The 24,198-nt window shown below is 38.1% G+C and carries 25 protein-coding genes; all 25 read right to left on the minus strand.

Going from position 1 to position 24,198, the window contains the following annotated elements; translation table 11 throughout:
* Positions 1 to 18: 18 nt before the first annotated feature.
* Positions 19 to 555: a F0F1 ATP synthase subunit delta gene (locus tag ACIQ2D_RS07005; RefSeq protein ID WP_402861477.1), complete on the minus strand. Its 537-nt coding sequence runs from the start codon at positions 553 to 555 to the stop codon at positions 19 to 21.
* A complete protein-coding gene (gene atpF / locus ACIQ2D_RS07010) occupies positions 552 to 1,070 on the minus strand; it encodes a F0F1 ATP synthase subunit B (RefSeq protein WP_402861480.1) in 519 nt (172 codons plus the stop codon). The genes ACIQ2D_RS07005 and atpF overlap by 4 nt, the downstream gene beginning before the upstream one ends.
* Positions 1,071 to 1,251: 181 nt before the next feature.
* Entirely contained in the window at positions 1,252 to 1,476 is a 225-nt protein-coding gene (atpE, locus tag ACIQ2D_RS07015; protein ID WP_004269474.1) for a F0F1 ATP synthase subunit C, read from the minus strand.
* Between the two features lie 71 nt (positions 1,477 to 1,547).
* Positions 1,548 to 2,261: a F0F1 ATP synthase subunit A gene (gene atpB, locus ACIQ2D_RS07020; protein WP_402861482.1), complete on the minus strand. Its 714-nt coding sequence runs from the start codon at positions 2,259 to 2,261 to the stop codon at positions 1,548 to 1,550.
* 34 nt (positions 2,262 to 2,295) lie between these two features.
* On the minus strand, positions 2,296 to 2,667 hold the full coding sequence (locus ACIQ2D_RS07025; RefSeq protein ID WP_402755534.1) for an ATP synthase subunit I: 372 nt from the start codon (positions 2,665 to 2,667) through the stop codon (positions 2,296 to 2,298).
* Between the two features lie 540 nt (positions 2,668 to 3,207).
* Positions 3,208 to 4,329, minus strand: coding sequence for a non-hydrolyzing UDP-N-acetylglucosamine 2-epimerase (gene wecB / locus ACIQ2D_RS07030; protein ID WP_402861485.1), 1,122 nt, complete (start codon positions 4,327 to 4,329; stop codon positions 3,208 to 3,210).
* A 108-nt stretch (positions 4,330 to 4,437) separates the two neighbouring features.
* Entirely contained in the window at positions 4,438 to 5,067 is a 630-nt protein-coding gene (gene upp, locus ACIQ2D_RS07035) for a uracil phosphoribosyltransferase (protein ID WP_402861488.1), read from the minus strand.
* A 147-nt stretch (positions 5,068 to 5,214) separates the two neighbouring features.
* On the minus strand, positions 5,215 to 7,371 hold the full coding sequence (locus tag ACIQ2D_RS07040) for an EAL domain-containing protein (protein WP_402861491.1): 2,157 nt from the start codon (positions 7,369 to 7,371) through the stop codon (positions 5,215 to 5,217).
* 439 nt (positions 7,372 to 7,810) lie between these two features.
* The gene (glyA, locus tag ACIQ2D_RS07045) at positions 7,811 to 9,052 is read right to left on the minus strand and encodes a serine hydroxymethyltransferase (protein WP_402861494.1); all 1,242 of its coding nucleotides are present in this window, start codon (positions 9,050 to 9,052) and stop codon (positions 7,811 to 7,813) included.
* A gap of 63 nt (positions 9,053 to 9,115) precedes the next feature.
* Positions 9,116 to 9,658 (minus strand): TIGR01440 family protein, encoded by a 543-nt coding sequence (locus tag ACIQ2D_RS07050; RefSeq protein WP_402861497.1) that lies wholly within the window; start codon positions 9,656 to 9,658, stop codon positions 9,116 to 9,118.
* 73 nt (positions 9,659 to 9,731) lie between these two features.
* Positions 9,732 to 10,169: a ribose 5-phosphate isomerase B gene (rpiB, locus tag ACIQ2D_RS07055; protein WP_402861500.1), complete on the minus strand. Its 438-nt coding sequence runs from the start codon at positions 10,167 to 10,169 to the stop codon at positions 9,732 to 9,734.
* A 311-nt stretch (positions 10,170 to 10,480) separates the two neighbouring features.
* Positions 10,481 to 11,764 carry a methyl-accepting chemotaxis protein gene (locus ACIQ2D_RS07060; protein ID WP_402861503.1) on the minus strand — a complete coding sequence of 428 codons (1,284 nt, stop codon included), beginning with the start codon at positions 11,762 to 11,764 and terminating at the stop codon, positions 10,481 to 10,483.
* Between the two features lie 8 nt (positions 11,765 to 11,772).
* Positions 11,773 to 12,213, minus strand: coding sequence for a low molecular weight protein arginine phosphatase (locus ACIQ2D_RS07065; RefSeq protein ID WP_402861506.1), 441 nt, complete (start codon positions 12,211 to 12,213; stop codon positions 11,773 to 11,775).
* Positions 12,214 to 12,241: 28 nt separating this feature from the next.
* Positions 12,242 to 12,736 (minus strand): manganese efflux pump MntP, encoded by a 495-nt coding sequence (locus ACIQ2D_RS07070; protein WP_402861509.1) that lies wholly within the window; start codon positions 12,734 to 12,736, stop codon positions 12,242 to 12,244.
* A gap of 223 nt (positions 12,737 to 12,959) precedes the next feature.
* Complete coding sequence (locus ACIQ2D_RS07075) at positions 12,960 to 13,994, minus strand: L-threonylcarbamoyladenylate synthase (RefSeq protein WP_402861512.1); 1,035 nt, start codon at positions 13,992 to 13,994, stop codon at positions 12,960 to 12,962.
* Between the two features lie 99 nt (positions 13,995 to 14,093).
* Positions 14,094 to 14,672 (minus strand): stage II sporulation protein R, encoded by a 579-nt coding sequence (locus tag ACIQ2D_RS07080; protein ID WP_402861515.1) that lies wholly within the window; start codon positions 14,670 to 14,672, stop codon positions 14,094 to 14,096.
* Between the two features lie 45 nt (positions 14,673 to 14,717).
* On the minus strand, positions 14,718 to 15,578 hold the full coding sequence (gene prmC / locus ACIQ2D_RS07085) for a peptide chain release factor N(5)-glutamine methyltransferase (RefSeq protein WP_402861518.1): 861 nt from the start codon (positions 15,576 to 15,578) through the stop codon (positions 14,718 to 14,720).
* Complete coding sequence (prfA, locus tag ACIQ2D_RS07090; RefSeq protein ID WP_402861521.1) at positions 15,565 to 16,641, minus strand: peptide chain release factor 1; 1,077 nt, start codon at positions 16,639 to 16,641, stop codon at positions 15,565 to 15,567. Before prfA ends, prmC begins: the two co-directional genes overlap by 14 nt.
* A 97-nt stretch (positions 16,642 to 16,738) precedes the next feature.
* Positions 16,739 to 17,311, minus strand: coding sequence for a thymidine kinase (locus ACIQ2D_RS07095; RefSeq protein WP_402861524.1), 573 nt, complete (start codon positions 17,309 to 17,311; stop codon positions 16,739 to 16,741).
* A gap of 271 nt (positions 17,312 to 17,582) precedes the next feature.
* The gene (gene rpmE / locus ACIQ2D_RS07100) at positions 17,583 to 17,792 is read right to left on the minus strand and encodes a 50S ribosomal protein L31 (RefSeq protein ID WP_053585252.1); all 210 of its coding nucleotides are present in this window, start codon (positions 17,790 to 17,792) and stop codon (positions 17,583 to 17,585) included.
* A gap of 245 nt (positions 17,793 to 18,037) precedes the next feature.
* The gene (rho, locus tag ACIQ2D_RS07105; RefSeq protein WP_402861528.1) at positions 18,038 to 19,321 is read right to left on the minus strand and encodes a transcription termination factor Rho; all 1,284 of its coding nucleotides are present in this window, start codon (positions 19,319 to 19,321) and stop codon (positions 18,038 to 18,040) included.
* Between the two features lie 310 nt (positions 19,322 to 19,631).
* Positions 19,632 to 20,588: a class II fructose-bisphosphatase gene (gene glpX / locus ACIQ2D_RS07110; RefSeq protein WP_402861531.1), complete on the minus strand. Its 957-nt coding sequence runs from the start codon at positions 20,586 to 20,588 to the stop codon at positions 19,632 to 19,634.
* 273 nt (positions 20,589 to 20,861) lie between these two features.
* Entirely contained in the window at positions 20,862 to 22,148 is a 1,287-nt protein-coding gene (locus tag ACIQ2D_RS07115) for a UDP-N-acetylglucosamine 1-carboxyvinyltransferase (protein WP_402861534.1), read from the minus strand.
* Between the two features lie 144 nt (positions 22,149 to 22,292).
* Positions 22,293 to 22,943: a fructose-6-phosphate aldolase gene (gene fsa, locus ACIQ2D_RS07120; RefSeq protein ID WP_402861537.1), complete on the minus strand. Its 651-nt coding sequence runs from the start codon at positions 22,941 to 22,943 to the stop codon at positions 22,293 to 22,295.
* 164 nt (positions 22,944 to 23,107) lie between these two features.
* Positions 23,108 to 23,962 carry a class II fructose-bisphosphate aldolase gene (locus ACIQ2D_RS07125; RefSeq protein WP_402861540.1) on the minus strand — a complete coding sequence of 285 codons (855 nt, stop codon included), beginning with the start codon at positions 23,960 to 23,962 and terminating at the stop codon, positions 23,108 to 23,110.
* Positions 23,963 to 24,198 lie beyond the last annotated feature (236 nt).

Raw genomic sequence — 24,198 nt, forward strand, 5'->3', positions numbered from 1 at the left:
TCTCACATTTCTAAGATATTAACCGATTAATTCACGTTTTAGACGTTCAAGTTTACTTACAACAGAGCTGTCATAAATGTGGTTACCGATTTGAATACGAATACCACCGATTAATGATGGGTCAATTTCGTTTGTAATTGTTAATGATTGTTTACCGACACGTTTTGCAAATGCTGCTGAAATGCTTGCGCCTTCTTCAGCTGTAAGAGCACGTGTTGAATAAACAGTAGCTTCTGCTTTGCCTTGAGCTTGTGCTGCAAGGTCTACATACGCCTCTGCAAGGTGTTTCACTTCGTTAATACGCTTTTTCTCAACAAGTAGTTGAATTGTGTGTACAAACTCAGCTGTGCTGCCTGCAAAGATTTCTGCTACCATTTGTTTTTTGCGTTCGATAGAGAACTTAGGTGCGCTTAAAAGTGTAAGAAGCTCTGGTGAACTTTCTAATACTTTTGTTAGCTCCTTTAAGTCTGCTCCAACTTCAGCAAGAAGATTTTTTTCTTGCGCTAATTCAAATAGCGCTTGAGCATAACGTTTTGCTACAGTTGAATTACTCATTGAGCTTCCCCTGCCTTCGCAATCGTCTCTTCAATAAGAGCACGGTTGTCTGCCTCAGAAATTTCTTTGCTAAGGACTTTAGATGCTGCAAGTACAGATAATGAAACGACTTCTTCACGTACTGCTGCGATAGCTTTCTCTTTTTCATTCTCGATTTCACGTACAGCCGATTCTTTTAAGCGGTTAGCTTCATTGCGAGCTGCTGTAAGAATTTCTTCTTTTTGCAATTCGCCTTGTTTCTTAGCGCCTTCAACAATCGATTGTGCTTCAGTACGAGCTTCTTTAAGAAGGCTCTTTTGTTCTTCTAAATATTGATGCGAATCTTTGCGAGCTTTTTCAGCTGCTTCGATTTCACTAGCTACTAATTCTTCACGTTGTTGCATGATGCCCATAAGTGGACCCCAAGCGAATTTTTTTAGTAGAGCCATTAATGCTAGGAAGATAACTAAAGTAGCAAGAATATCACCACCGTTAAATCCACCGCCTGCACCAAGTACAAGATTATCTAAAAACACGATTGTTTCACTCCCTTCAAGAGCTTTGACTTCAACATAGTAATTTGTGAATATTGCTTAGAAATTTACCTATTTTAAAAAGCTATATATACACATAGCTTTTATCTGTTCCAAAATGAAGGGCGAAGAGTCATCTGGTGAATCCTACTTCGCCACTAACTAAAATTCAGCTTGTACTGAATTATTTGTTCATTACGATGAAAGCTACTACTACTGCGATGATCGGTAATGCTTCTACTAAAGCTACCCCGATGAACATTGTAGTTTGAAGAACGCCACGTGCTTCTGGTTGACGAGCGATACCTTCTACTGTTTTTGAAACGATAAGACCGTTACCGATACCTGCACCTAGTGCACCTAAACCGATTGCTATTGCTGCTGCTAATAAACCTAATGAACCTGTCATTGAATTGTTTCCTCCTTGGAATTGTATGATATTTTTTTTAAGCAAAATAGATATTCTATCAATGCTTTATATTAATGGTCATCGCTCACTTTGTGAGCCATGTAAACCATTGTTAACATAGTGAAGATGAAGGCTTGAATTAAGCCGATGAATAGAGAGAAACCTTGCCATGCCATCATTGGTACGATTGCACCAACTGCACCGAAGATACTTGATGTAGCTAAACCTGCGATTAATGTAAGTAAAATCTCACCCGCATAAATGTTACCGTAAAGACGCAGACCCAGTGTTAATGTGTTTGCAAACTCTTCAATAACCTTTAATGGGAACATGAATGACATCGGTTTGAAGAATGTACCAACATAATGACCAGTACCACGCATTTTGATACCGTAGTATTGCGTTAATACTAAAATCATTGCTGCTAGTGTCATCGTAACCGTTGGATCAGCTGTTGGTGATTTCCACCAAAGCGTATGATCGTATACGATAGCGAACGGAAGACCTAGTAAGTTGGATACGGCGATAAACATAATAAGTGTAATACCTAAAATGTGGAATCGACCACCTGTTTTCCAGTCCATGTTGCTTTGAATGATGTTCTTTACGAAATCCATAATCCATTCCATAAAGTTTTGCATACCAGTTGGTTTTAGTTTTAAACTTCTAGTTGAGATAAAGGCAATTAAAAAAACGACGATTGCCGCAACTAGTAACATCATAACTGTTGATAAGTTAAAAGTTAAGAAACTGACTGGTGTCCATAACGGAGCTTCGTGATTCATTGTTATATTTCACCTCTCTTTCTAATAATGCACATTAGTGGTTCCTTACATGAGATACAATTCTCTCGACAAAGAGAAAAACGTACGGAATCATTAGCCCTATGACCGTGCTAATTAAGTGAAAATAGTTTGGCAACGAGATGGCTATAGCGACTGCCGCCACACCTGATCCAAAACGAAGCATTGTGCCAAGCGAGCCTATTTTCTTCCCTTCACTAATGGAACGATCAAACTTGTCCAAACGTCGAACTAAAATCCAAAAATTATACGTACCAAAGAATGCACCGATTGCGATGCCTGCAAATACAGTCTGATAGGACGTAAAGCCCCAGCCTAATGCGCAAAGTGCGAGCAAAAAAAATAACGCTCTCTTCTGCACAGCAAAAATGTGATGCAAATCTAGCATTGGTCTGTAGTCTCCTGAATCATTTTTTCGAGTAAAGAAAACGTTTGCTGACCACTTTGTGAAATCAGAAAAGAGCAGTGAACAAACTACTCACAGCGTAAAAGTAATTGCAGTGTTACCTCGAAGTTACATCTGTAAAGTCTAAGAAAAATCTTACTACTATTACTTACATCGGTATCAAACCGATACGCACAAAACGTTGCAAATCGACAAGTTTAGTTTCAACTGTCGATTTAGTAGAAACTTGATATAACAAGCGTTTCAAGAGCACTATAAACGAATAGAAACCCTTGTCATTCTTACCCTTTGTAAGCATACAATAGGTGATATTTGAAGTCAATTAGTAATATAGAAAAACTTCACAACCACTATTCCCTTGTCAAATTCTTGACAAATTTGTGTATGAAATATTAATATTTACTAAACTTTTTTTGACATAATGCAAAAAAAAGCTAACTTACGACATTATTTCGCTCGTAAATTAGCTTCGTTTTTTAAATAAGTGCATTTGACTCATTTTAATGTGTTCGACCTAGTATATTACTTGCTTTTTTGCAAAAAATCTATCAACGCACTGACAATTCGTTCAGATGCATGTCCATCTCCGTAAGGATTTGAGGCTTTTGACATTGCATCATAAGCTTCTGTATCATTCAGCAACTGCTTTGCAAGTGTATAGATTGTTTCTTCTTCCGTGCCCGCTAACTTTAATGTACCTGCTGCGATACCTTCAGGGCGCTCAGTTGTGTCGCGTAACACAAGTACAGGTTTACCAAGTGATGGTGCTTCCTCCTGTACGCCTCCAGAATCCGTTAATATCATATACGAGTTTGCCGCAAAGTTATGGAAATCAAATACTTCAAGCGGCTCGATTAAATGTACTCGCTTATTATCCCCTAAAATTTCATTGGCAATTTCACGGACAGCCGGATTCATATGTACTGGATACACTACCTGTACATCATCATGTTCAGCTAAAATACGTGTAATCGCACGGAACATATGGCGCATCGGCTCACCTAAGTTTTCACGACGGTGTGCTGTTAATAATATCATGCGATCACTACCCATTTTTTCAAGTACCGGGTGTGTGTAATGCTCACTTACAGTCGTTGCAAGTGCATCAATCGCTGTATTACCAGTAACAAAAATTGTATCTGCATTCTTGTTTTCATCCAGCAAGTTTTTCTTTGAAACTTCAGTTGGTGCAAAGTGAAGATCTGCCATAACACCCGTTAGTTGACGATTCATTTCTTCAGGGTAAGGCGAGTACTTATTCCATGTACGAAGACCCGCTTCCACGTGACCAATCGCAATTTGATTGTAAAATGCAGCCAAACTCGCAATGAAAGTAGTCGCTGTATCACCATGTACTAATACGATATCAGGCTTTGCCTCTTTCATAACTTTATCGAGTCCTTGCAATGCATTTGTTGTTACATCGATTAAAGTTTGACGGTCTTTCATAATATTTAAATCATAGTTGGGTGTGATTTTAAATGTTTCTAACACCTGATCAAGCATTTGGCGATGTTGCGCTGTTACTGTCACGATTGATTCAATTTGTTCTGGATGCTTTTGAAGTTCTAGCACAAGAGGCGCCATTTTAATAGCTTCTGGTCTTGTACCGAAAATCGTCATTACTTTCCACTTTTTCGTCAAAACAATTTGCACCGTCCTTTGTTTTTATATACTATGAAACGCCCTTCTATGAAGAAGGACGCTCCTAAATGTTATTATGTTGCAAAATACTAGAGTTCTATACTTTTCTTATTTAGTACCGAATAAACGATCTCCGGCATCACCTAAACCTGGAACGATGTAGCCATGGTCATCTAATTTTTCGTCAAGTGCAGCGATGTAAATGTCTACATCCGGATGCTCATCTTGAATAACTTTTACGCCTTCCGGGGCTGCGATTAAGCACATGAATTTAATGTTCTTCGCGCCACGTTTTTTCAGTGAGTTGATTGCTTCTACTGCTGAACCACCCGTTGCAAGCATTGGGTCTACAATAATGAAGTCGCGTTCTTCTACGTCTGCTGGTAGTTTCGCATAGTATTCCACTGGTTTTAATGTTGCAGGATCACGGTAAAGTCCAATATGACCAACTTTTGCAGCTGGAATTAACTTTAGTACACCATCAACCATGCCGATACCAGCACGTAAAATTGGTACGATAGCAAGCTTTTTACCCGAAAGTACTTTTGTTTTTGCTGTTGTAACAGGTGTTTCAATTTCGATTTCTTCTAATGGCATGTCGCGTGTTATTTCAAATGCCATTAATGTTGCCACTTCGTCTACTAACTCACGGAATTCTTTTGTTCCTGTTTTCTTATCACGAATATAAGTTAACTTGTGTTGGATTAATGGATGATCAAATACATATACTTTGCTCAAAGGGGTTCTCTCCTAACAGTTCGGATTTCATTTTTATCTCACCTAGTATAACAGAAAAAAGGAGGTGTCTCAAAAATAAATTCGAGATACTTCCTTTTACGTTTAGAGAGCTTTATTGAGTAAATTTTTCAAAAACTCCGTAAAATATTAAGCATCTAATATCCCTTCAAGTTGCTCAATGGTCATAGGTTTATAATAGTAATAACCCTGTCCTACCTTGCAGCCAAGTGTACGTAATATTTCTACCTGTTCTTCAGATTCAATACCTTCTGCCACCGACGTCATACCTAAATTTAGAGCAAGCTGAATAATTGAACGGACAATAGCTAACGTTCCCGCTTCTTCAATACCATTAATAAAGCTACGGTCAATCTTCAACTCTGCGAACGGTAGCTTTTGTAAATAGCTTAACGATGAAAAGCCCATTCCGAAATCATCGACCGACGTTTTAATGCCATAGTTTTTTAATTCTCGAATTATCATGAGTGCTGTTTGGAAATCCACTAAACCGATATTTTCTGTTACCTCTAATATTATGCAATTTGGATCAATCTCATATTTTCGTAGTAACTCAACAATGGTCTTAATAAAATGTGGATGATAAAAATGATCTGGTGAAATATTTACAGCTACCTTTACTAGATCTTTACCTGCACTCTTTCTTTTTAAAAGCCATTGCAAGACAAGTTCTAAGATTTGCAAATCGATTTCTCGCACTTTCCCAGCATTTTCTGCTACAGGGATAAATATTTCAGGTGAGACAAAACCAAGAGTTGGTGATATCCAACGAGCTAGCGCTTCGATACTATGAATTTCACCTGTTCTTAAATCTACCTTTGGCTGTAGATTCACAGTAATCTCTCTATTTTTCAGTGCATAAGATAAATGATTTAACACAGTCATTTGTTGTTCTAATTGTTCATTATGGTTTTTGGTAAACGTTTCTGTATGCGTACCTGGCTTTTTACTTGCAAAGGATAAAGCACTATCCGCAAAACGAATCGCATCTGCAATTTTAATGTCTTTATTAAATGGCGCAATCCCCGTTTTCAAGGTAATGTATATTTGCTTATCACCTATGATAAACGGTTTTTGAATTAAATCTTTTATACGCGCATCATAGTTCATCATATTTTCGTGAGCGACTGTTCTCGAAATAATTAAACTAGAACTTGTAAAACGCGCAATATATTCATTCTTCTCGTTTTTATTTTCGATGAATCGACGTGCGATTTGACGAAGCAGCTCATCCCCGGCTTCGCGCCCATATAACTCAACAATTTGATGAAATTCACTAGGCTTCAATATTTTAACGAAACCCTCTTGCCCTTTATTTTCTACTTTCTCCAGCACATTTAAAAAGCTATGTCTATTTGGCAAGCCAGTTGTTATATCTGTATAGGCTAAATCTAAAATTTGTTTTTGTGTTTTCGAGTAAGTATGCGCCAATGCCACAAGCGCAGCAATTTTTTGAAACAACTCTACAAAGAAATCCTCATCACTAGGATACGAATTATAATATATCGCAAATAACCCGATACAATGCTGTTGCTGATTACGAATTGGAATAAACCACCCCGATCGTTTCCCCATTAATGCTGCAAACTCTTTGTGTGCATCCGGAATGTCTACAAGCGTTAAATTCTCAGCTATGATAAAATCATTCGATTGCATAACTGTGGTGTAAAAATCATTACTTTCATATAAAATGGGGATCTGATCCACCCTAGTATTCGCAGTAAATACTAGTAATTGATTCGTGCCTTCCTTTGTTAATACCATACTAGAAACATTCGGCATAAAAAATTCATTTAGACCATTGCAGATAATACGCATCTTTTTCTCAAGAGAATTATCCTTCTCAATGGCTTCAAACATTGCTTTTTCAAGACGCATTATAAATTCCTCAGTATGATAGTAGGTAACATCTTTGATGAGCAGTAATACATATTCCGTTTCACACTCCTCATTTTGAAAAGGGAGCGCTTGTATCTCAGCCCAGAAAGGCGGTCTATTATTGCCATCATGATATAACTTCGCTTGTATCATTGTACCGTTTGATATCTTTTCTTTAATCGAGTCGACGTCTACTGTTTGTATCTCTTGAGAAAGCATCGAAAAATAATCCATACCTTTTAATTGCTCAGTTGAATAACTTGTCAACTCACAAAAAGAGTCATTACAATAAAGGATATTATAATTAACCTTGACATCGACGACTACATAGCTTTTTTTAGAGTTCTCTCCTAATCTATAAATAGAAGTAAGTAAATGGTCATTTCGCTGAGTTACTTGTCGCATCATCATAAAAACCTCCCTTCACAAATTCAAAGTGTTTCTCTCTATTTTATATTTTACATAAAAATTCAGAATATTGTCGATATTTTTTCGCAAATTCATTTTTGAAGGACATATTTTGTCCTAAGTATATAAATATCTAATTTAGTTGAACTTAAGACTCCCGCATATTGCTGCTATACATTCGCGCTGGCCGCGCGATCTCATTCTTCACGTTCATACGGCATGCTAGGCGCGAATGTACAAAGCGTTGCTTACTCTCTTGAATCTTTAATGCAATACATATAATTAATATTTTTATTTATTGAAGTTGTCCAATAAGCCCCCAAAGCATACCAGATTTACTCTCTACATATTATTTTCACTTTTAGGATAGCTATTGCTTATCTAATAGAAAAAAGATACTCCTGACAGTTATCAGAAGTATCTTTTTAAATCTATAAAATTATGCGTATAGTGGATGTTTATCAGTTAAAGCTTTTACGCGTTCAATTGCATCTTTTTTCACTGCTTCATCCTCAGGGTTTTTCAGTACAGCTGCAATAATTTTGCCAACTTCTTTCATGTCTTCTTCTTTGAATCCACGAGAAGTAACAGCCGGAGTACCAATACGGATGCCACTTGTGACAAATGGTGATTCTGTATCGTAAGGAATTGTGTTTTTGTTTGTTGTAATTCCTACTGCATCAAGTGCATGCTCTGCAACTTTACCAGTTAAACCAAGTGATTTAGCGTTTACTAATACTAAGTGGTTATCAGTACCACCAGAAACAATTTCTACACCTTCAGTGATTAGCGTATCTGCTAGAACTTTTGCATTTGCTTTAATTTGTTTTGCATATTCTTTGAATTCAGGTTGTAACGCTTCACCAAATGCTACAGCTTTTGCTGCGATTACGTGCATTAATGGACCACCTTGAATTCCTGGGAATACAGATTTGTTTAACTTTTGCTCCCATTCTTTAGAAGCAAGGATTAGACCACCACGTGGACCACGTAATGTTTTATGAGTAGTTGATGTTACAAAATCAGCGTATGGTACTGGAGATTGGTGTTCGCCTGCAGCTACTAAACCTGCGATGTGTGCCATATCTACCATGAAGTATGCACCGACTTCATCAGCGATTTCACGGAATTTAGCAAAATCGATTGCACGTGGGTATGCAGATGCACCCGCAACGATTAATTTTGGTTTATGTTCTAAAGCCTTTTGACGAACATCTTCATAGTCGATTACTTGAGTATCTTTTGTTACACCGTATTCTACAAAGTTATAAAGAATACCTGAGAAGTTAACAGGTGAACCATGTGTTAAGTGACCACCATGAGAAAGGTTCATACCAAGAACTGTATCACCAGGCTCTAAAATTGTATGGTATACTGCCATGTTAGCTTGTGCACCTGAGTGAGGTTGCACATTTGCATATTCTGCGCCAAAAATTTCTTTTACGCGATCACGTGCGATATCTTCTACAACGTCTACATGCTCACAGCCGCCATAGTAACGTTTACCTGGGTAACCTTCAGCGTATTTGTTTGTAAGTACTGAACCTTGTGCTTCCATTACTGCTTCAGAAACAAAGTTTTCAGATGCGATTAACTCGATATTTGCTTGTTGACGTTTTTTCTCTGCTAAAATTCCATCTAGTACTGCTTTGTCTTGTACTGCTAATTTCTCGAATGCCATAATTGAAAAATCCCCCTAAGTAAATGGTTATTTAAAATACTTCTCATAAATGTAGAAGTGATCTTACTTATATATTGCACGTTCGCCACCTATTAGCTTTGGACGTGTTGTTGCAATTGTGACAACTGCTTCTCCAATAGTGCGTACGGATGTACGAATAGGAACAGCCACCGCTTTTAAATGCATACCAATTAGTGTTTGACCAATATCAATACCTGCATGTGCACGTATCTCTTCAACAACTACAGGGCTTGAAAATTGTGTATATGCATACGCAGACATAGAACCACCTGCCGTGCGTACTGGTACGACCGCAACAGGTTCATAGTCGAAACGTTGCGCTGTATCAGCCTCCATCGTAATCGCACGATTAATGTGCTCACACCCTTGAAACGCTAAATGTAGCTGATGTTTCTTTGCAAAAGTATGTAACGGTTCGAAGATAGCTTGTGCGGTTTCAAGCGCGCCCGCTGTGCCAATTTTCTGACCAATCACTTCAGACGTAGAGCATCCCACGACAAAAATAGTATTTGGTCGTAAAATTACCTGCTCTTCGAATTCACTGAGTAACTGAGTCAATTGCGTTTGTATCTGTTGTACAACCACTAAGCTCAGCTCCTTATTTTACAATTATATTAGGCATTCGCGCCGCAAGCTAAAGGGCGCGAATGCTCTTTTTTTACTGTTCTAGTTCAGCGATTTTTTCAACACGACGTGTATGACGACCGCCTTCAAAATCAGTTTCAAGCCATGTTTGTGCGATTTCACGTGCAAGTCCTGGACCAATAACACGCTCACCCATAGCTAAAATGTTTGAATCATTATGGCAACGAGTTGCCTTTGCACTAAATACATCATGAACTAATGCACAACGAATGCCCTTAAATTTGTTGGCAGCGATGGAAATACCAATCCCTGTTCCACAAATTAAAATACCCTTATCAAAATCCCCGTTTGCAACACCTTCAGCAACTGGCTTTGCATAATCAGGGTAGTCTACCGAATCATCAGATTGTGGACCAAAGTCTTCATAGCTAATGTTTAGCTCTTCTAACAGTTGCATAATCTCTCGACGTAAGTTGTTGCCTCCGTGATCAGATGAAATTGCTATTCTCACTGGGTTCCCTCATTTCGAATTATAGTCAACACTAGTTTACCACTTCTTCTTGGATAATAACACGCCTTTTCTTTCATTTTTCATACTATTTTTTCTGGAAAGGCGAACGTTTCTTGTTACTCACTTTATAATCGTTCATTTTTCACGGTATATTTTGTGGATATTATGAATATTTTGTTGATAAATTCGTATTACGTACAATAAATTACATATTTATCCATTTGAAATTCTCTCGTTTTTTCGTTCTTATTTACATAATTAAATCAAAAAAAATCGAATTCACTAGTCACCCTAATGAACTCGATACTTATTTAAGTTTTACGGTCAAATCGCTGAATTACTTTAAATAACTCTTCAGACTGCGCTTTCAAACCATGCGCTAACTTTTCAACTTGCTCAATTGAATAGGCTTGCTCCTCCGTGGCACCTCGAACTTCTTGTGCCCCAGCAGATGTCTCTTCAGCAATTGCTGCGACCTCTTGTGATTGGCGAGCTGTCATTTCAATATTGGACATTTGTTTCTCAATTAATGTAGAGATTTCCACCACAGATGTAGCCATTTCATGGACACTTGAAGACATGTTCTCAACTGCTGCAGTTGTCTCAGATACACGTTCAGCTTCTTTTGTCGCAAAAGCTACTTGATGATTCATTTGTTTCACAACGGTTTCCACATTTTGTTGCATGGATTGGATTAAAGTTGTAATTCCCTGTACTGCCTTAGCACTTTGATCAGCTAATCCTCTTACTTCTTCTGCTACAACAGCAAATCCCTTCCCTTGATCGCCTGCACGCGCAGCCTCAATAGATGCATTTAATGCGAGTAAATTTGTTTGTGCCGCAATATCTCCAACTAAGCTAATAATTTTTTCAACTTGTCCTGCATTTTCTTCTAATGAACGGATACTTTTTAACGCTTCATTATTGCCAGCTGCAATTTGTCGGATGCTATTGACTAGTGTTTCAATTGCATTTGTTGTTGTCGTTAAATTTGCTAAAATTTCTTTTGTCTGCGAAGCAGATTGTACTGCCCTTGTATTTACTTCTGTTGCAAGTTCTCTCACATCTTCAATTGCCTCTGCAGTATCCTGTATTGCAACGGAAGAAGCCTCTGCACCAGCCGAAATATGCTTGACCGTACGTGCAATACCTTCTGCTTTTTTAGAAGCAACGGCGGTTTCATCTGATAAATGAATAATAGATTGATTGGTTTCTTGGAAATTGTGGTCAATACTTTCGACCATTTGACGTAAATTCAAGATCATTTGTTGGAAAGCTTCCGCAACTGAGCGAATTTCATCGTGTGTTCTTGGCATCGATACATCTTTTCCTATTTTCCCTTCGGCTACCCTTGAAGCACTATGCTCAAGTTGCTGCAATGGCTTTACTAGAACAACACTGAAAATTGCAGCCAAAATCCCAGACCAAATGATCCCTAAAAGGTAAGTCACCACTTCAAATGTTTTGCGATTGGTCTCTGGAAAAAATGTAGGTTGTACAAATTCGATGAAAATAAAACTAACTGTATATGTTATTAAAGCCAGTATACTAACAAATAATACAAGCTTACGTCTTAAGCCAAATTGTTTTTTCATATAGTTTTTCAATTCCCTTCGATTTTTTTGACCAACCTATCGATTAACTCCTTTAGCTCTCGAAATGTTACTTCATAAATCCTTTTATTTCCTCCGTATGGGTCGACAACATCTTGCGATTCATTAGTCTGGACATATTCTTTTAACGTAAATATCTTTTGCTCAAATGCTGGAAAATTAGCAATGATACTATCTCGATGGGAAGATGTCATCGTTAATATTAAATCAGCCCATTCAATTTCCTCACTAGATAGCTGTGCTGCTTGATGTTGATGCTCTATATTTGCTTCGTCTAATATTTGCTTCGCATATTCGGACATTTCTGTATACGGTATTGCATAAATACCTGCCGAGCGCACATTGAGATTTTTTACTTGTTTACCTTTTAAAATCGCTGCTGCCATCGGACTGCGACAAGTATTGCCAGTACAAACAAAAAGTATATTCACACTTATCACCCTCCTAATTCAATTGTTGTTATTTCACGGCAAAAATACTCATAATAATAAATACGATACCTGCAATTAATTGTAGATTTGTACCTAAAAAATGCTCATTTTTTCTTGCAATAGTTAATGCAACATATGAACATATAAATGCACTCGCACCCGCACTCATAATAAAAATTGTTTTCTCTAAATTTAGCATACCAAAAGAAACACTTACTGAAAAGGTATCTAGGCTTGCAGTAACGGCTAATAATATTGGAGAAATCGTTCTTTTCTCATTCTTATTTGAAAACAATAGTAATTGTAAGCCAATACAAAATAATAGAATACTAGAAATCCATTGTCCCCAGTCCAGTAGGAAACGAACGATGTAATTACCTAATTCAAATCCTAACAGCGGGAAAAGCATATGTAGTGAAGCTGTCCACACTGACAATAATAAACGATATCTTACAGTCGGTAATAATACGTATAGCCCCATCACATCAACGGACGTTAAAATACCCGCAAGAATCCCCTGCAATAACGCACCCCTTCACTCCCTAATATTTTACCATTTTATGCTCAATAATTCACGATTATCCTACATTGCATCCTAAATAAACCTTCTTGTGACAGTTAAATTCCAACAGTGCTTTTGCAATGTGGTGCGACTATCTAGATACAACCAAAAAGTTTACTTTCTTTCTATAGTAAAGATAAAAACTAGCCTATTTCACACATGTGAAGTAAGCTAGTTTTACTTTTTATACGGTATACCTTTTCCCTGCGGCAGCTTTTTCAAGTCTATTCATAATCGCTGCACCAACACCCTCTTCTGATGTTGTCGTTACTAAAATGATCGTTGCTTCTGTTTTATCACATGCACGTAGTGCGTGATACAGCGCTGCACCCATTTCTTCTTTGACACCTTCTTCACCAATCGAAAAGAAATAATCTGCATGGACTTTTGCAAAGTTGCGAGGTGCTAAAAGTGCAACTTTTTGACCTTCAGTACGTAACTTGTGTATAGCTTGAGATGCTATTACCTCATTACAATCGATTAAATACACAGGTGCATTCGGTGCATAATGTGTATATTTCATACCTGGAGCTTTTGGTGTTGATGCCATGCTTTGTTCGACCTTTGTCGGCTGCATAACTGGACCAATTGCTACTTCTAGCATTTCCTTCGTAATACCACCTGGTCGCAAAATAACAGGAGGCTCATGCGTGACATCTAATACTGTCGATTCTAAACCAATACCGGTTGAACCACCGTCTAAAATATATGGTATACACCCTTGCAAATCTTCCTCTACATGAATAGCCTCAGTAGGGCTCGGCTTCCCACTACGATTTGCACTCGGTGCAGCAAGCGGTTTTTTTAGTTGTTGTAGTAGCTGGAGCGCAACGGGATGGTCTGGCATACGAATCCCAACTGTATGTAATCCGGCTGTCACACTTTTTGCCAATATATTGGGTTTTACATTCATCACCAGGGTTAATGGACCTGGCCAGAATAAATCCATGCATTTTTTTGCGGCTTCCGGAATCTCTTCAATATAAAGCTCTGCTTCTTCTTTCGTACCAATGTGAACAATAAGTGGATTATCTGAAGGTCGTCCCTTTGCTTCAAAGATTTTTTTCACAGCTTTATCATCTGTTGCAATAGCACCTAAACCATAGACAGTTTCTGTGGGAAAGGCTACAACTTCTCCTGCATTTAAAATATCCACAGCCTGTGCATAATTTGACTGACTATTCACATTACTATCCACAACTTTACGAATTGTTTTCATGATAACCCTCCCTTCTTTACTTCGTTTTTACCGACTTACACACATATTGTTAGTAACTTTCAGAAAATTGTGCATAAGTTATCTAAATTTGTACATAACTCAGTCGAAAAATCCTTTAACCCATTCCCAAATAAAAAAGGTAACTGGCTCTTCTTTTTCTTCTTCTTTTTCTTTTTCTGGTTCACAAACTGACGGGAAAATGTTGCACCACCAGTTATCTCCACGTCCATCACCAATTTTCACAACAATAGATTGATAGACATTTTGTGGATAAAAATTTGCATTTTGACGCTTCGGAGGAAATAAGTTATCCCCAAATGTAATTTGTGTGGATAATTGTGGATAATTTACCTTTATTTCTTCCTCAATTTGCTGCTTTAATAACTCAAATTGCTCATCACCCTCAGATTGTGCATTTGCTACCTGAAGAAAGTAAGGCTTTAAACCCTCTACTAACTGCTCTTTTTCTAATTGATCGGCAGCCGTATTGCTATTTGCAACAACTCGAATGCGAAAATCAATTTCTTGTTCACTATTGCTAGTTTCCTTTGCTAATCCTACTAACTCTGGAATATATAATATGCACAACTGTAACACTAGCGCCAATAACACTAGTTTTACAAACGCTAGAAAAATATTTACTTTTGAAAATCTAATAATCTTATATTCATTTAACATAAAAAATCCCTCCTTGCTCGACATTGTCGTCAAGAAAGAGATTTTTTATGCATGGATCTCACAAAAAACCATACGTGGTTTTCCATTAATATCTTTTTCCACAGTTACTGTAGCTTGTGGAAAACTATTTTTAAAAAAATTTGCAACTGCTGTACCTTGTGTATAACCAATTTCAAGTCCAATAAGCCCCGGCTTATTCATCAAGGATGGCAACTGCTCAGATAATTTTCGATATAACATAAGTCCGTCCTCTTCTGCAAAAAGAGCACTATGTGGCTCATGTTCAAGTACTACACTAGACATTTCCTGTGCCTCATCCAAAGCAATGTATGGTGGGTTGGATAACACAATATCAAATTTTTCACCAGCAAGTGGTGCAGCTAAATCTCCAAGACGAAAGTCAATATCAGCCTCTAATGCTTGTGCATTCTTTTTCGCTGTCGCTAAAGCTGGCGCTGATAAATCAGTAGCTACTACTGTCAGCTCAGGACATTCAAGTTTCATTGAAATCGCAATTGCCCCACTGCCAGTCCCAATATCCGCAAGTTTAAGTCGTTGCTGACCAAACAATTTATTCACACGATTTATCGTACCAAGTACTAATTCTTCCGTTTCAGGTCGGGGAATTAACACCGATTCATCCACAAAAAACGTACGTCCATAGAATTCTTCGCTACCAATACAATACTGTACCGGACGACCACCTGCATGTTCCTCAATTAACGCGACAAACTGCTCGGCTTGTTCAGATGTTAACTCATCGTACATATGCATCATTACACCCGAATAGGTTGTGCCAAGTACATGCTGCATCACAATGCGTGCAGCTGTTTCCTCATGACCTTTATCCACCAAAAAAGAAGAAGCCCAATTAAGGGCCTCAAATACTTGCTTATGCATCATCATTTAATCGTTCAAGCTTCGAAGCTTGCTCCTCTAACATAAGTGCTTCAATAATTTCGTCAAGTTTACCTTCTACGATTTGGTCTAACTTCTGAATTGTTAAACCAATACGGTGGTCAGTAACACGGTTTTGTGGATAATTGTATGTGCGAATACGTTCAGAGCGATCTCCTGTACCAACTGCTGATTTACGTACTGCGTCAATTTCACTTTGTGCTTCACGCATATACATATCTGCTACACGTGCACGTAAAATTTTCATCGCTTTTTCACGGTTTTTAATTTGTGAACGCTCATCTTGCATCGATACAACTACACCTGTTGGTAAATGGGTCATACGAACAGCTGACATCGTTGTATTTACCGATTGTCCACCGGCACCAGATGATGCAAATGTGTCGACACGAATATCTTTTTCATGAATTTCAACATCAACTTCTTCGACTTCTGGTAGACATGCTACTGTAGCTGTTGAAGTATGGATACGACCTTGCGATTCAGTTGCTGGCACACGCTGTACACGGTGAGCACCGTTTTCGTACTTAAACTTTGAGTAAGCACCTTGTCCGTTAATCATAAAGATCACTTCTTTAAAGCCACCCATTGCATTTGGTGTTGCTTCCATCAAGTCAATTTTCCAATTCTGCGTTTCAGCATAACGTGAATACATACGGAATAAGTCACCAGCGAAAATGTTTGCTTCATCCCCACCAGCAGCACCACGAATTTCCATAATAACGTTTTTATTATCATTTGGATCTTTAGGAATTAATAATATGCGAAGTCGTTCCTCAAGCTCTTCTTGTTGTTCTTTTAAGCTATTGAACTCTTCCTTCACCATTTCGTGCATGTCAGGATCTTTTTCGTTGTCTAACATTTCACGTGCATCTGCTAATTGCGCTTTTACCTCTTTATATTCACGGTAAGCATCTACCGTTTCTTGAATATCAGACTGTTCTTTTGAATAATCGCGTAATTTTTTGCTATCATTCACGATGTCTGGATCACTTAAAAGCTCATTTAGCCTTTCATAGCGATCTTCTACTGCCTGCAGTCGATCAAACATGGTCTTCACCTCTATAATTTTAATTATACAAATATAGTTATTTTCAGTATTTCCTTACCCTAGTATAAGAAAATTTTTGTATATGTGCTACTTTTTCTTATAACGATGGATGTGCATGACACTTGCGACAAACTGGATAGTACGAATCATTACCACCGATTTTAATTTGGTCACCTGTATACACTGGTTTTTCGCTTTCATCCACACGTAAATTCATCGTCGCCTTTTTGTGACAGAACCAGCAGATGGTTTTCATTTCTTCAATTTTATCAGCATATGTCAACATATACTGACTTCCTTCGAAAAGTTCATTTTGGAAGTCATTTTTTAAGCCAAAGCCCATCACTGGAATATCTAATTCGTCCACGATATTCGCTAACTGCAGCACATGCGCTTTTTTCAAAAATTGTACTTCATCGACGAGTACGCAATATGGCTTTTCCGCATTGTTTTTTACAAGCTCAAAAATATCTGTATCTTCATAAACAGGGATCGCTTGCTGACGTAAGCCAACACGACTTGATACATAACCTACTTCGTCACGTGTATCTAACCCTGATGTAAATATCATCACTGGTTTTTTCTGTTCTTCATAGTTATGGGCAACTTTTAAAATCTCAATCGATTTTCCACTATTCATTGCTCCATGTTTAAAATATAACTGTGCCATTCTGTCTTCTCCCTTTCCTCGCATCACGCTGTGGGGTCATGGTAAGTGGTGGATGTTTTGATCAATTACGCCTCGGCGTAATTACGTCCAGATTTTGAAATGTGCGTGCACAATTAGCTCCCTTACAAAATCTATGACATCCGCCGGAGGCTTCATTTTCATTCAGCGTTTGTTGCTGAATGAAGATGAAGATTGTCCCAAAATGACCGCTAAATTTCTTTGACACTGAAAAAAATACCTGCCAAGCACATGCTTGGCAGGTATTAAACTATTATTGTTCGTTTTTAAGACCGTATTTTTTGTTGAAACGATCAACACGTCCGTCAGCAGACGCGAATTTTTGACGACCAGTGTAGAATGGGTGACATTCGTTGCAGAACTCGACAACGATGTTTTCTTTCACTGAGCCAGTCTTGAAAGTATTACCACAAGAGCAAGATACTGTTGCTTCTTTGTAATCTGGGTGAATTCCTTGTTTCATATTCGGTTTCTCCTCTCGCCCTGAACCATCTGGAACAGAGTATTTTTTCGAACTGTACCTTACATAGCCCGAATATGTCGGCTACATATGTACACGTTACATACATTTGATATATTAGCACATTGACTATAATCATTGCAAGAAAAAAATCGATTCTCAGCTATTTTATTATAGTGAATCAGATGATTTTACAAAAAGCACTCAACATAATCACCCATCGAACAAAATAAAATAGGTGATCATTTTTACAACAAGCCCTTACCTTTTGTTGCCTTTTTCATATCTTCATTCAATTTTTCAAAAAACTCGTCGTTAGATTTCGTTGTACGCAATTTTCTTAAGAAGCGCTCTGAGAAATCTGAAGAATCCGAGAATGTTTTACGAATTGCCCAAAGTTTTTCTAGTTGTTCTGGTTCAAGAAGTAATTCCTCTTTACGAGTGCCTGATCGGCGAATATCAAGTGCTGGGAAGATACGGCGCTCTGCTAACTGACGATCTAGATGTAACTCTAGGTTACCAGTTCCTTTAAATTCCTCGTAGATGACTTCATCCATACGTGAACCCGTATCAACTAAAGCAGTAGCTAAAATTGTTAAGCTACCACCCTCTTCAATATTACGTGCTGAACCGAAGAAACGCTTTGGACGATGGAATGCAGCTGGATCAATACCACCTGACAATGTACGACCACTTGGTGGAATGACTAAGTTATAAGCACGAGCAAGACGTGTGATAGAATCCATTAAAATAATGACATCGCGCTTATGTTCAACTAAACGACGTGCACGTTCTAATACGATTTCAGCAACTTTAACATGGTTTTCTGGTACTTCATCAAACGTTGAACTTACAACATCAGCTTTTACAGAACGTTCAATATCTGTTACTTCTTCTGGACGCTCATCAATTAAAAGTACGATTAACTCAGCATCTGGATAGTTTGTCGTAATGGCATTGGCAATTTCTTTTAGCAATGATGTTTTACCAGCTTTCGGAGGCGCTACGATCAAACCACGTTGACCAAAACCAACTGGTGCCACTAAATCCATAATACGAGTAGAAATATTACTTTGAGTTGTTTCTAATTTGATATGGCGATCTGGGTAAAGTGGCGTCAAGGCTGGGAAATGCACGCGTTCTTTTGCAACTTCCGGATCTTCTCCATTTACTGCGTCTACTTGTAGTAAGCCGTAGTAGCGCTCATTTTCTTTTGGAGGACGTACTTTTCCAGAGACCTTATCTCCGTTACGTAAGTCAAATCGGCGAATTTGAGATGCCGAAATATAAATATCCTCTTTACTTGGTGAATAGTTGATTGGTCTAAGGAAACCAAAACCTTCCTGAGATACAATTTCCAGTACACCTTCCATAAAGAAGAAACCTTCTTGCTCTGAACGCGTTTTTAAAATTGCAAAAATCAATTCTTTTTTCGTTAACTTGCTATAATAAGAAATTTTATATTGGCGTGCAAGGGCGTATAGCTCCTTTAGCGTCATATTCTCTAATTGCGAGATTGTCAAAGTTGACATAGACACAGCTCCAGTCTTTTTAATGTTATTAGTTTATTCAAATTGGGAAAATCGTTGAAGTTTAGATGATCGAAGAATTATTTTAGAAGAAGGTACCTAGTACACATAATATGTACTAGGTACTTTTTTAGGATTAATTACTCCTCGGCGCTATTACGCCCAGATTTCAAATTGCGCTTGGACTAAGTGATAAAGGTTAGTTAGTGTTTGTCACAGGGACGCGACGTATTTAGACTAGCATCCTCCATCACTTCTTTTAAAATCTATGACATCCGTTGGAGGCTTTAACACTATTATGTTGAAGTTATTTTCAATAGCTAGGTTTTTTTTCTAGTGCGTGACGACCTTCGACGAAACGTACAGTACCTGATTTTGCACGCATAACAACTGAATGAGTTAATGCATAAGTACCTTTATATTGAACACCTTTTAAAAGCTCGCAATCTGTCACTGCTGTTGCAGCAAAAATTGCATCATCACCTTTAACAAGATCATCTAGATAAAGTACTTTATCTACATCTATACCCATTTTTTTACAACGTTCTAATTGTTCTTCATCTTCGGGCACTAGCTTCGCTTGGAAATCTCCACCTAGGCACTTTAGGGCAACAGCAGAAATAACGCCCTCTGGCGCACCGCCCATACCGAACATAATATCAATACCTGTTTCATCAAATGCTGTATTAATGGCAGCACCAACATCGCCATCCTGAATAAACTTAATACGAGCGCCAGCTTCACGAATTTCATCTACAATCGCTTGGTGACGCGGACGATCTAATAGCGTAGCAACTACGTCTGAAACGTCTTTATTTTTTGCTTTTGCTACTTGTAATAAGTTATAAGTAACAGATGCATTAATATCGACTTTACCAGCTGCTTCTGGTCCTACTGCAATTTTCTCCATATACATATCTGGTGCATTCAGAAGATTGCCTTTGTCTGCAATCGCAAGGACTGTCATTGCGCCGTTCGTGCCTTTTGCGACAATATTTGTACCTTCTAAAGGATCGACCGCGATATCTACGCTTGGACCACCATTACGAAGACCAAGCTCTTCTCCAATATAAAGCATCGGAGCTTCATCCATTTCGCCTTCACCAATTACTACTGTAGCGTGCATTGGAATTGTATCGAACATAACGCGCATTGCTGTTGTTGCTGCATCATCTGCCTCAATTTTCAGACCACGACCCATCCATTTTGCGGATGCGATTGCTGCTGCCTCTGTTACACGTACTACTTCCATAGATAAACTGCGTTCCATTGTTGTTTTGCCTCCCGTTATCGGCACTATTACCGAAACTTATCAAATTCGCCTAGGCATATTCGGCGTCAAAATTTTCGAATAATGCATATGCACTAAAGAAACTACGATCGCCACCAAAGGCTTTAATCTTATTCAGCCGGGTTTAGGTGCTTACTGAAAAAAGCTAAAACCTGTATTCATCCCTACAATTGAAGGGATGGAGACTTCAGCTGAATAAAATTAAAATTACCTCTATTGTAACACAACTATTTCCAAACGTTTACCCACTCTTTATTCCTTATGCTCGCCAACACCGACCATTATTGTTTCACGTCGAATATCAGCGCCTAAGTCACGTAATTTTTCAATAAGTGAGCTATACCCACGTTCAATGTGATAAATATCGTGGATTTCTGTTACACCTTCTGCTAAAAGTCCTGCAAGTACTAATGCAGCACCTGCACGAAGGTCAGTTGCAGTCACGCTAGAACCTTGTAATTGATTTGGTCCTGTAATAATTGCCGTGTTACCCTCAACACGGGCGTTGGCATTCATACGACGAAGTTCATCGATATGTTTAAAACGCGCTGAGTAAATCGTATCTGTTACTTTCGAAGAGCCAAGTGCTTGTGTCATTAAGACAGAAAGTGGCTGCTGAATATCCGTTGGAAATCCTGGATACACTAACGTCTTTACATCAACAGATTGCAATGTCGATAAATCAGTCTTCGGAATAAAAATACTTTCTTCGCCAATTTCAATTTTCACACCCATTTCACGAAGCTTTGCCGTTATTGCCTCTAAGTGAAGTGGAATAACATTGTCAATTGTAATACCATCACCGACAGCTGCTGCCATAATCATAAACGTAGCTGCTTCAATACGATCAGGAATAATTGTATGCTCTGTGCCATGCAACTCATCAACACCCTCGATACGAATCACGCTCGTACCTGCACCTTTAATATTTGCACCCATGTTTGTTAACAGTGTAGCAACATCAATAATTTCAGGTTCTTTCGCAGCATTTTCAATTACTGTTCGCCCTTTTGCACGTACAGCCGCGAGCATAATATTAATCGTCGCACCGACACTTGCCACGTCTAAATAAATTTTCGCTCCGATTAGTTCATCCGCTCTTAAATAGATTGCCCCATGCTCGTTTGTTATCTTAGCTCCCAGTGCTTCAAAACCTTTAATATGCTGGTCGATTGGACGAGGGCCCAAGAAACAACCTCCTGGCAAACCAATAACTGCCTTTTTAAAACGCCCAAGCATTGCACCCATTAAATAATACGAAGCACGTAACTTTTTCACATTCCCATTAGGTAACGGTAGTGCAATCATATTCGACGGGTCAATTTCCATTTTCCCGTCTTTAAACGATACTTCACCGCCGATTTCCTCCAACAATGCCTTTAACGTCCAAGCATCAGAAATTTCCGGTATTCCTCCAATTGTCACTGGAGAGCTCGCCAAAATCGATGCAGGAATTAAGGCGACTGCACTATTTTTTGCACCACTTACTTTAATTGTACCTTTAAGACGATTTTCGCCAGTAATTTTATAAACATCCATTTCGCGTTCTCCCTTGTAATTGGAAAGTAAAATATTTTTCATCATTTTCTAACCACTCACGCTACGTCAACCGCGTCACGGTAATCTGTTAGCTGTTAACGAAGCGAATGTACTTTTCATTATTTGTTAAACTGTATATTCTTATTATTCGCTTTTTCTCTTATTCCAATCCGCTAAAAATCCTTCGATTCCTTTATCAGTTAATGGATGATGGAAAAGTTGCTTTAACACCTTGAAAGGAGTTGTAGAAATATGTGCCCCAGCAAGTGCTGCTGCTGTTACATGTTGAGGATGACGAACTGAAGCTGCAATAATTTGCGTCTCAATATTATGGATTGTAAATATGTCAGCAATTGTTTCAATAAGTTCAACACCATTTTGACCAATATCATCTAAACGGCCGATAAATGGAGATACGTATGTAGCACCTGCACGAGCAGCCATTAACGCTTGATTTGCACTAAAAATTAATGTTACGTTTGTTTTAATGCCTTTTTCTGAAAAGAATTTACAAGCAGTTAAACCTGCTGGAGTCATTGGTAATTTCACTGTAATATTTGGCGCGATTGCAGCTAGCTCTAGTCCTTCTTTAATCATACCTTCTGCATCAAGTGCAATCACTTCGCCACTGATAGAACCATCAACTAGCTCGGCAATTTCACGTAGGCGATCGTGGAATGATACATTTTCCTCTTTTGCTACTAAAGATGGGTTTGTTGTAACTCCCGATAAAATCCCCCATGCATGGGCTTCTTTAATTTCCTCATAATTTGCTGTATCAATAAAAAATTTCATTATATTTCCTCCTCGACTTTTTAAGCCTACTTTATCAATTAACTGTTATTTTTCGGTTCTCTTAAAAAACAAGAGAAGGTCGATTACAAGCATCAACACTTCTCTTATTGTACACAATATTTATCTAAATTGCTTTTAACATGTAACGCATGGTAAAACAAAAGTTATGCTTTTTGTGAGCTACCGAATTCGCGCATTTTGCCAATTACTGTTGCTTTAATCGCATCACGTGCAGGGATTAAATATTTTCGTGGGTCATATACGTTTGCATCATTTGCTAATACTTCACGAACCGCTTTTGTTGCAGCAATTTGGTTTTCAGTATTTACGTTGATTTTTGCTGTTCCTAGAGAAATAGAACGTTGGATATCTTTTGTTGGGATACCTGTACCACCATGTAATACTAATGGTAGGTCCGCTAAGTTTGAAATCTCTTCCATTTCTTTGAAACCTAAGTTTGGCTCACCTTTGTATGGTCCATGAACTGAACCTAATGCTGGTGCTAAGCAATCAATGTTTGTCGCTTCTACAAGTTGTTTACATTCTGCAGGATCTGCATACATAATACCGCCGATAACGCCATCTTCTTCGCCACCTACTGTACCAAGCTCTGCTTCTACAGAAACACCTTTAGCATGTGCATATTCAACAACTTCAGAAGTGATTTTCACGTTTTCTTCAAATGAGTGATGTGAAGCGTCAATCATTACAGATGTGAAGCCTGCATCAATCGCCTCTTTACATTTATCAAAACTTGAACCATGATCAAGGTGAATAGCTACAGGTACTGTAATGTTATAGCTTTCGATTAATCCTTTTACCATGTGTACTACTGAGATAAAGCCACCCATGTATTTTCCAGCGCCTTCAGATACACCTAAGATAACTGGAGAGTTTTCTTCCTGTGCAGCAAGTAAAATTGCTTGTGTAAATTCAAGGTTATTGATGTTGAACTGACCTACTGCATAACCTTCTGCTTTTGCCTTATTTAACATGTCTTTCATAGATACTAATGCCATGATAAAAATCCTCCTTTTAGGACTATTTTGTAAACATAAATTTGCTTTCTAATCATAGCAAAAATAGAGTACTCTGAAAAGTATTTTCAGCTTACTCTATTTTATGTACGGAAAATGTAACATCCCGTTCAATATTTTCTCTGTTTATGGGAACATTATCAAATATATGGATGGTTAATATTGATATTTAAACCATACTCTATCACCATTTAGAAACATGTGTACTTATGTCTGAT

The organism is Lysinibacillus sp. NPDC097287 (assembly GCF_044761695.1).
Lineage (GTDB): Bacteria > Bacillota > Bacilli > Bacillales_A > Planococcaceae > Lysinibacillus.

What these genes read in the sequence shown, in the direction of transcription:
- ACIQ2D_RS07025 (WP_402755534.1), bottom strand. Translation starts at nt 2,667, where the DNA reads ATGCTAGATTTGCATCACATTTTTGCTGTGCAGAAGAGAGCGTTATTT.
- ACIQ2D_RS07095 (WP_402861524.1), bottom strand. Translation starts at nt 17,311, where the DNA reads ATGGCACAGTTATATTTTAAACATGGAGCAATGAATAGTGGAAAATCG.
- rpmE (WP_053585252.1), bottom strand. Translation starts at nt 17,792, where the DNA reads ATGAAACAAGGAATTCACCCAGATTACAAAGAAGCAACAGTATCTTGC.
- glyA (WP_402861494.1), bottom strand. Translation starts at nt 9,052, where the DNA reads ATGGCATTCGAGAAATTAGCAGTACAAGACAAAGCAGTACTAGATGGA.
- ACIQ2D_RS07080 (WP_402861515.1), bottom strand. Translation starts at nt 14,672, where the DNA reads ATGTTAAATGAATATAAGATTATTAGATTTTCAAAAGTAAATATTTTT.
- prfA (WP_402861521.1), bottom strand. Translation starts at nt 16,641, where the DNA reads ATGTTTGATCGACTGCAGGCAGTAGAAGATCGCTATGAAAGGCTAAAT.
- ACIQ2D_RS07125 (WP_402861540.1), bottom strand. Translation starts at nt 23,962, where the DNA reads ATGGCATTAGTATCTATGAAAGACATGTTAAATAAGGCAAAAGCAGAA.
- ACIQ2D_RS07075 (WP_402861512.1), bottom strand. Translation starts at nt 13,994, where the DNA reads ATGAAAACAATTCGTAAAGTTGTGGATAGTAATGTGAATAGTCAGTCA.
- ACIQ2D_RS07060 (WP_402861503.1), bottom strand. Translation starts at nt 11,764, where the DNA reads ATGAAAAAACAATTTGGCTTAAGACGTAAGCTTGTATTATTTGTTAGT.
- rho (WP_402861528.1), bottom strand. Translation starts at nt 19,321, where the DNA reads ATGTCAACTTTGACAATCTCGCAATTAGAGAATATGACGCTAAAGGAG.
- glpX (WP_402861531.1), bottom strand. Translation starts at nt 20,588, where the DNA reads ATGGAACGCAGTTTATCTATGGAAGTAGTACGTGTAACAGAGGCAGCA.
- atpE (WP_004269474.1), bottom strand. Translation starts at nt 1,476, where the DNA reads ATGACAGGTTCATTAGGTTTATTAGCAGCAGCAATAGCAATCGGTTTA.
- atpB (WP_402861482.1), bottom strand. Translation starts at nt 2,261, where the DNA reads ATGAATCACGAAGCTCCGTTATGGACACCAGTCAGTTTCTTAACTTTT.
- prmC (WP_402861518.1), bottom strand. Translation starts at nt 15,578, where the DNA reads ATGATGATGCATAAGCAAGTATTTGAGGCCCTTAATTGGGCTTCTTCT.
- ACIQ2D_RS07040 (WP_402861491.1), bottom strand. Translation starts at nt 7,371, where the DNA reads ATGATGCGACAAGTAACTCAGCGAAATGACCATTTACTTACTTCTATT.
- fsa (WP_402861537.1), bottom strand. Translation starts at nt 22,943, where the DNA reads ATGAAATTTTTTATTGATACAGCAAATTATGAGGAAATTAAAGAAGCC.
- ACIQ2D_RS07005 (WP_402861477.1), bottom strand. Translation starts at nt 555, where the DNA reads ATGAGTAATTCAACTGTAGCAAAACGTTATGCTCAAGCGCTATTTGAA.
- ACIQ2D_RS07115 (WP_402861534.1), bottom strand. Translation starts at nt 22,148, where the DNA reads ATGGATGTTTATAAAATTACTGGCGAAAATCGTCTTAAAGGTACAATT.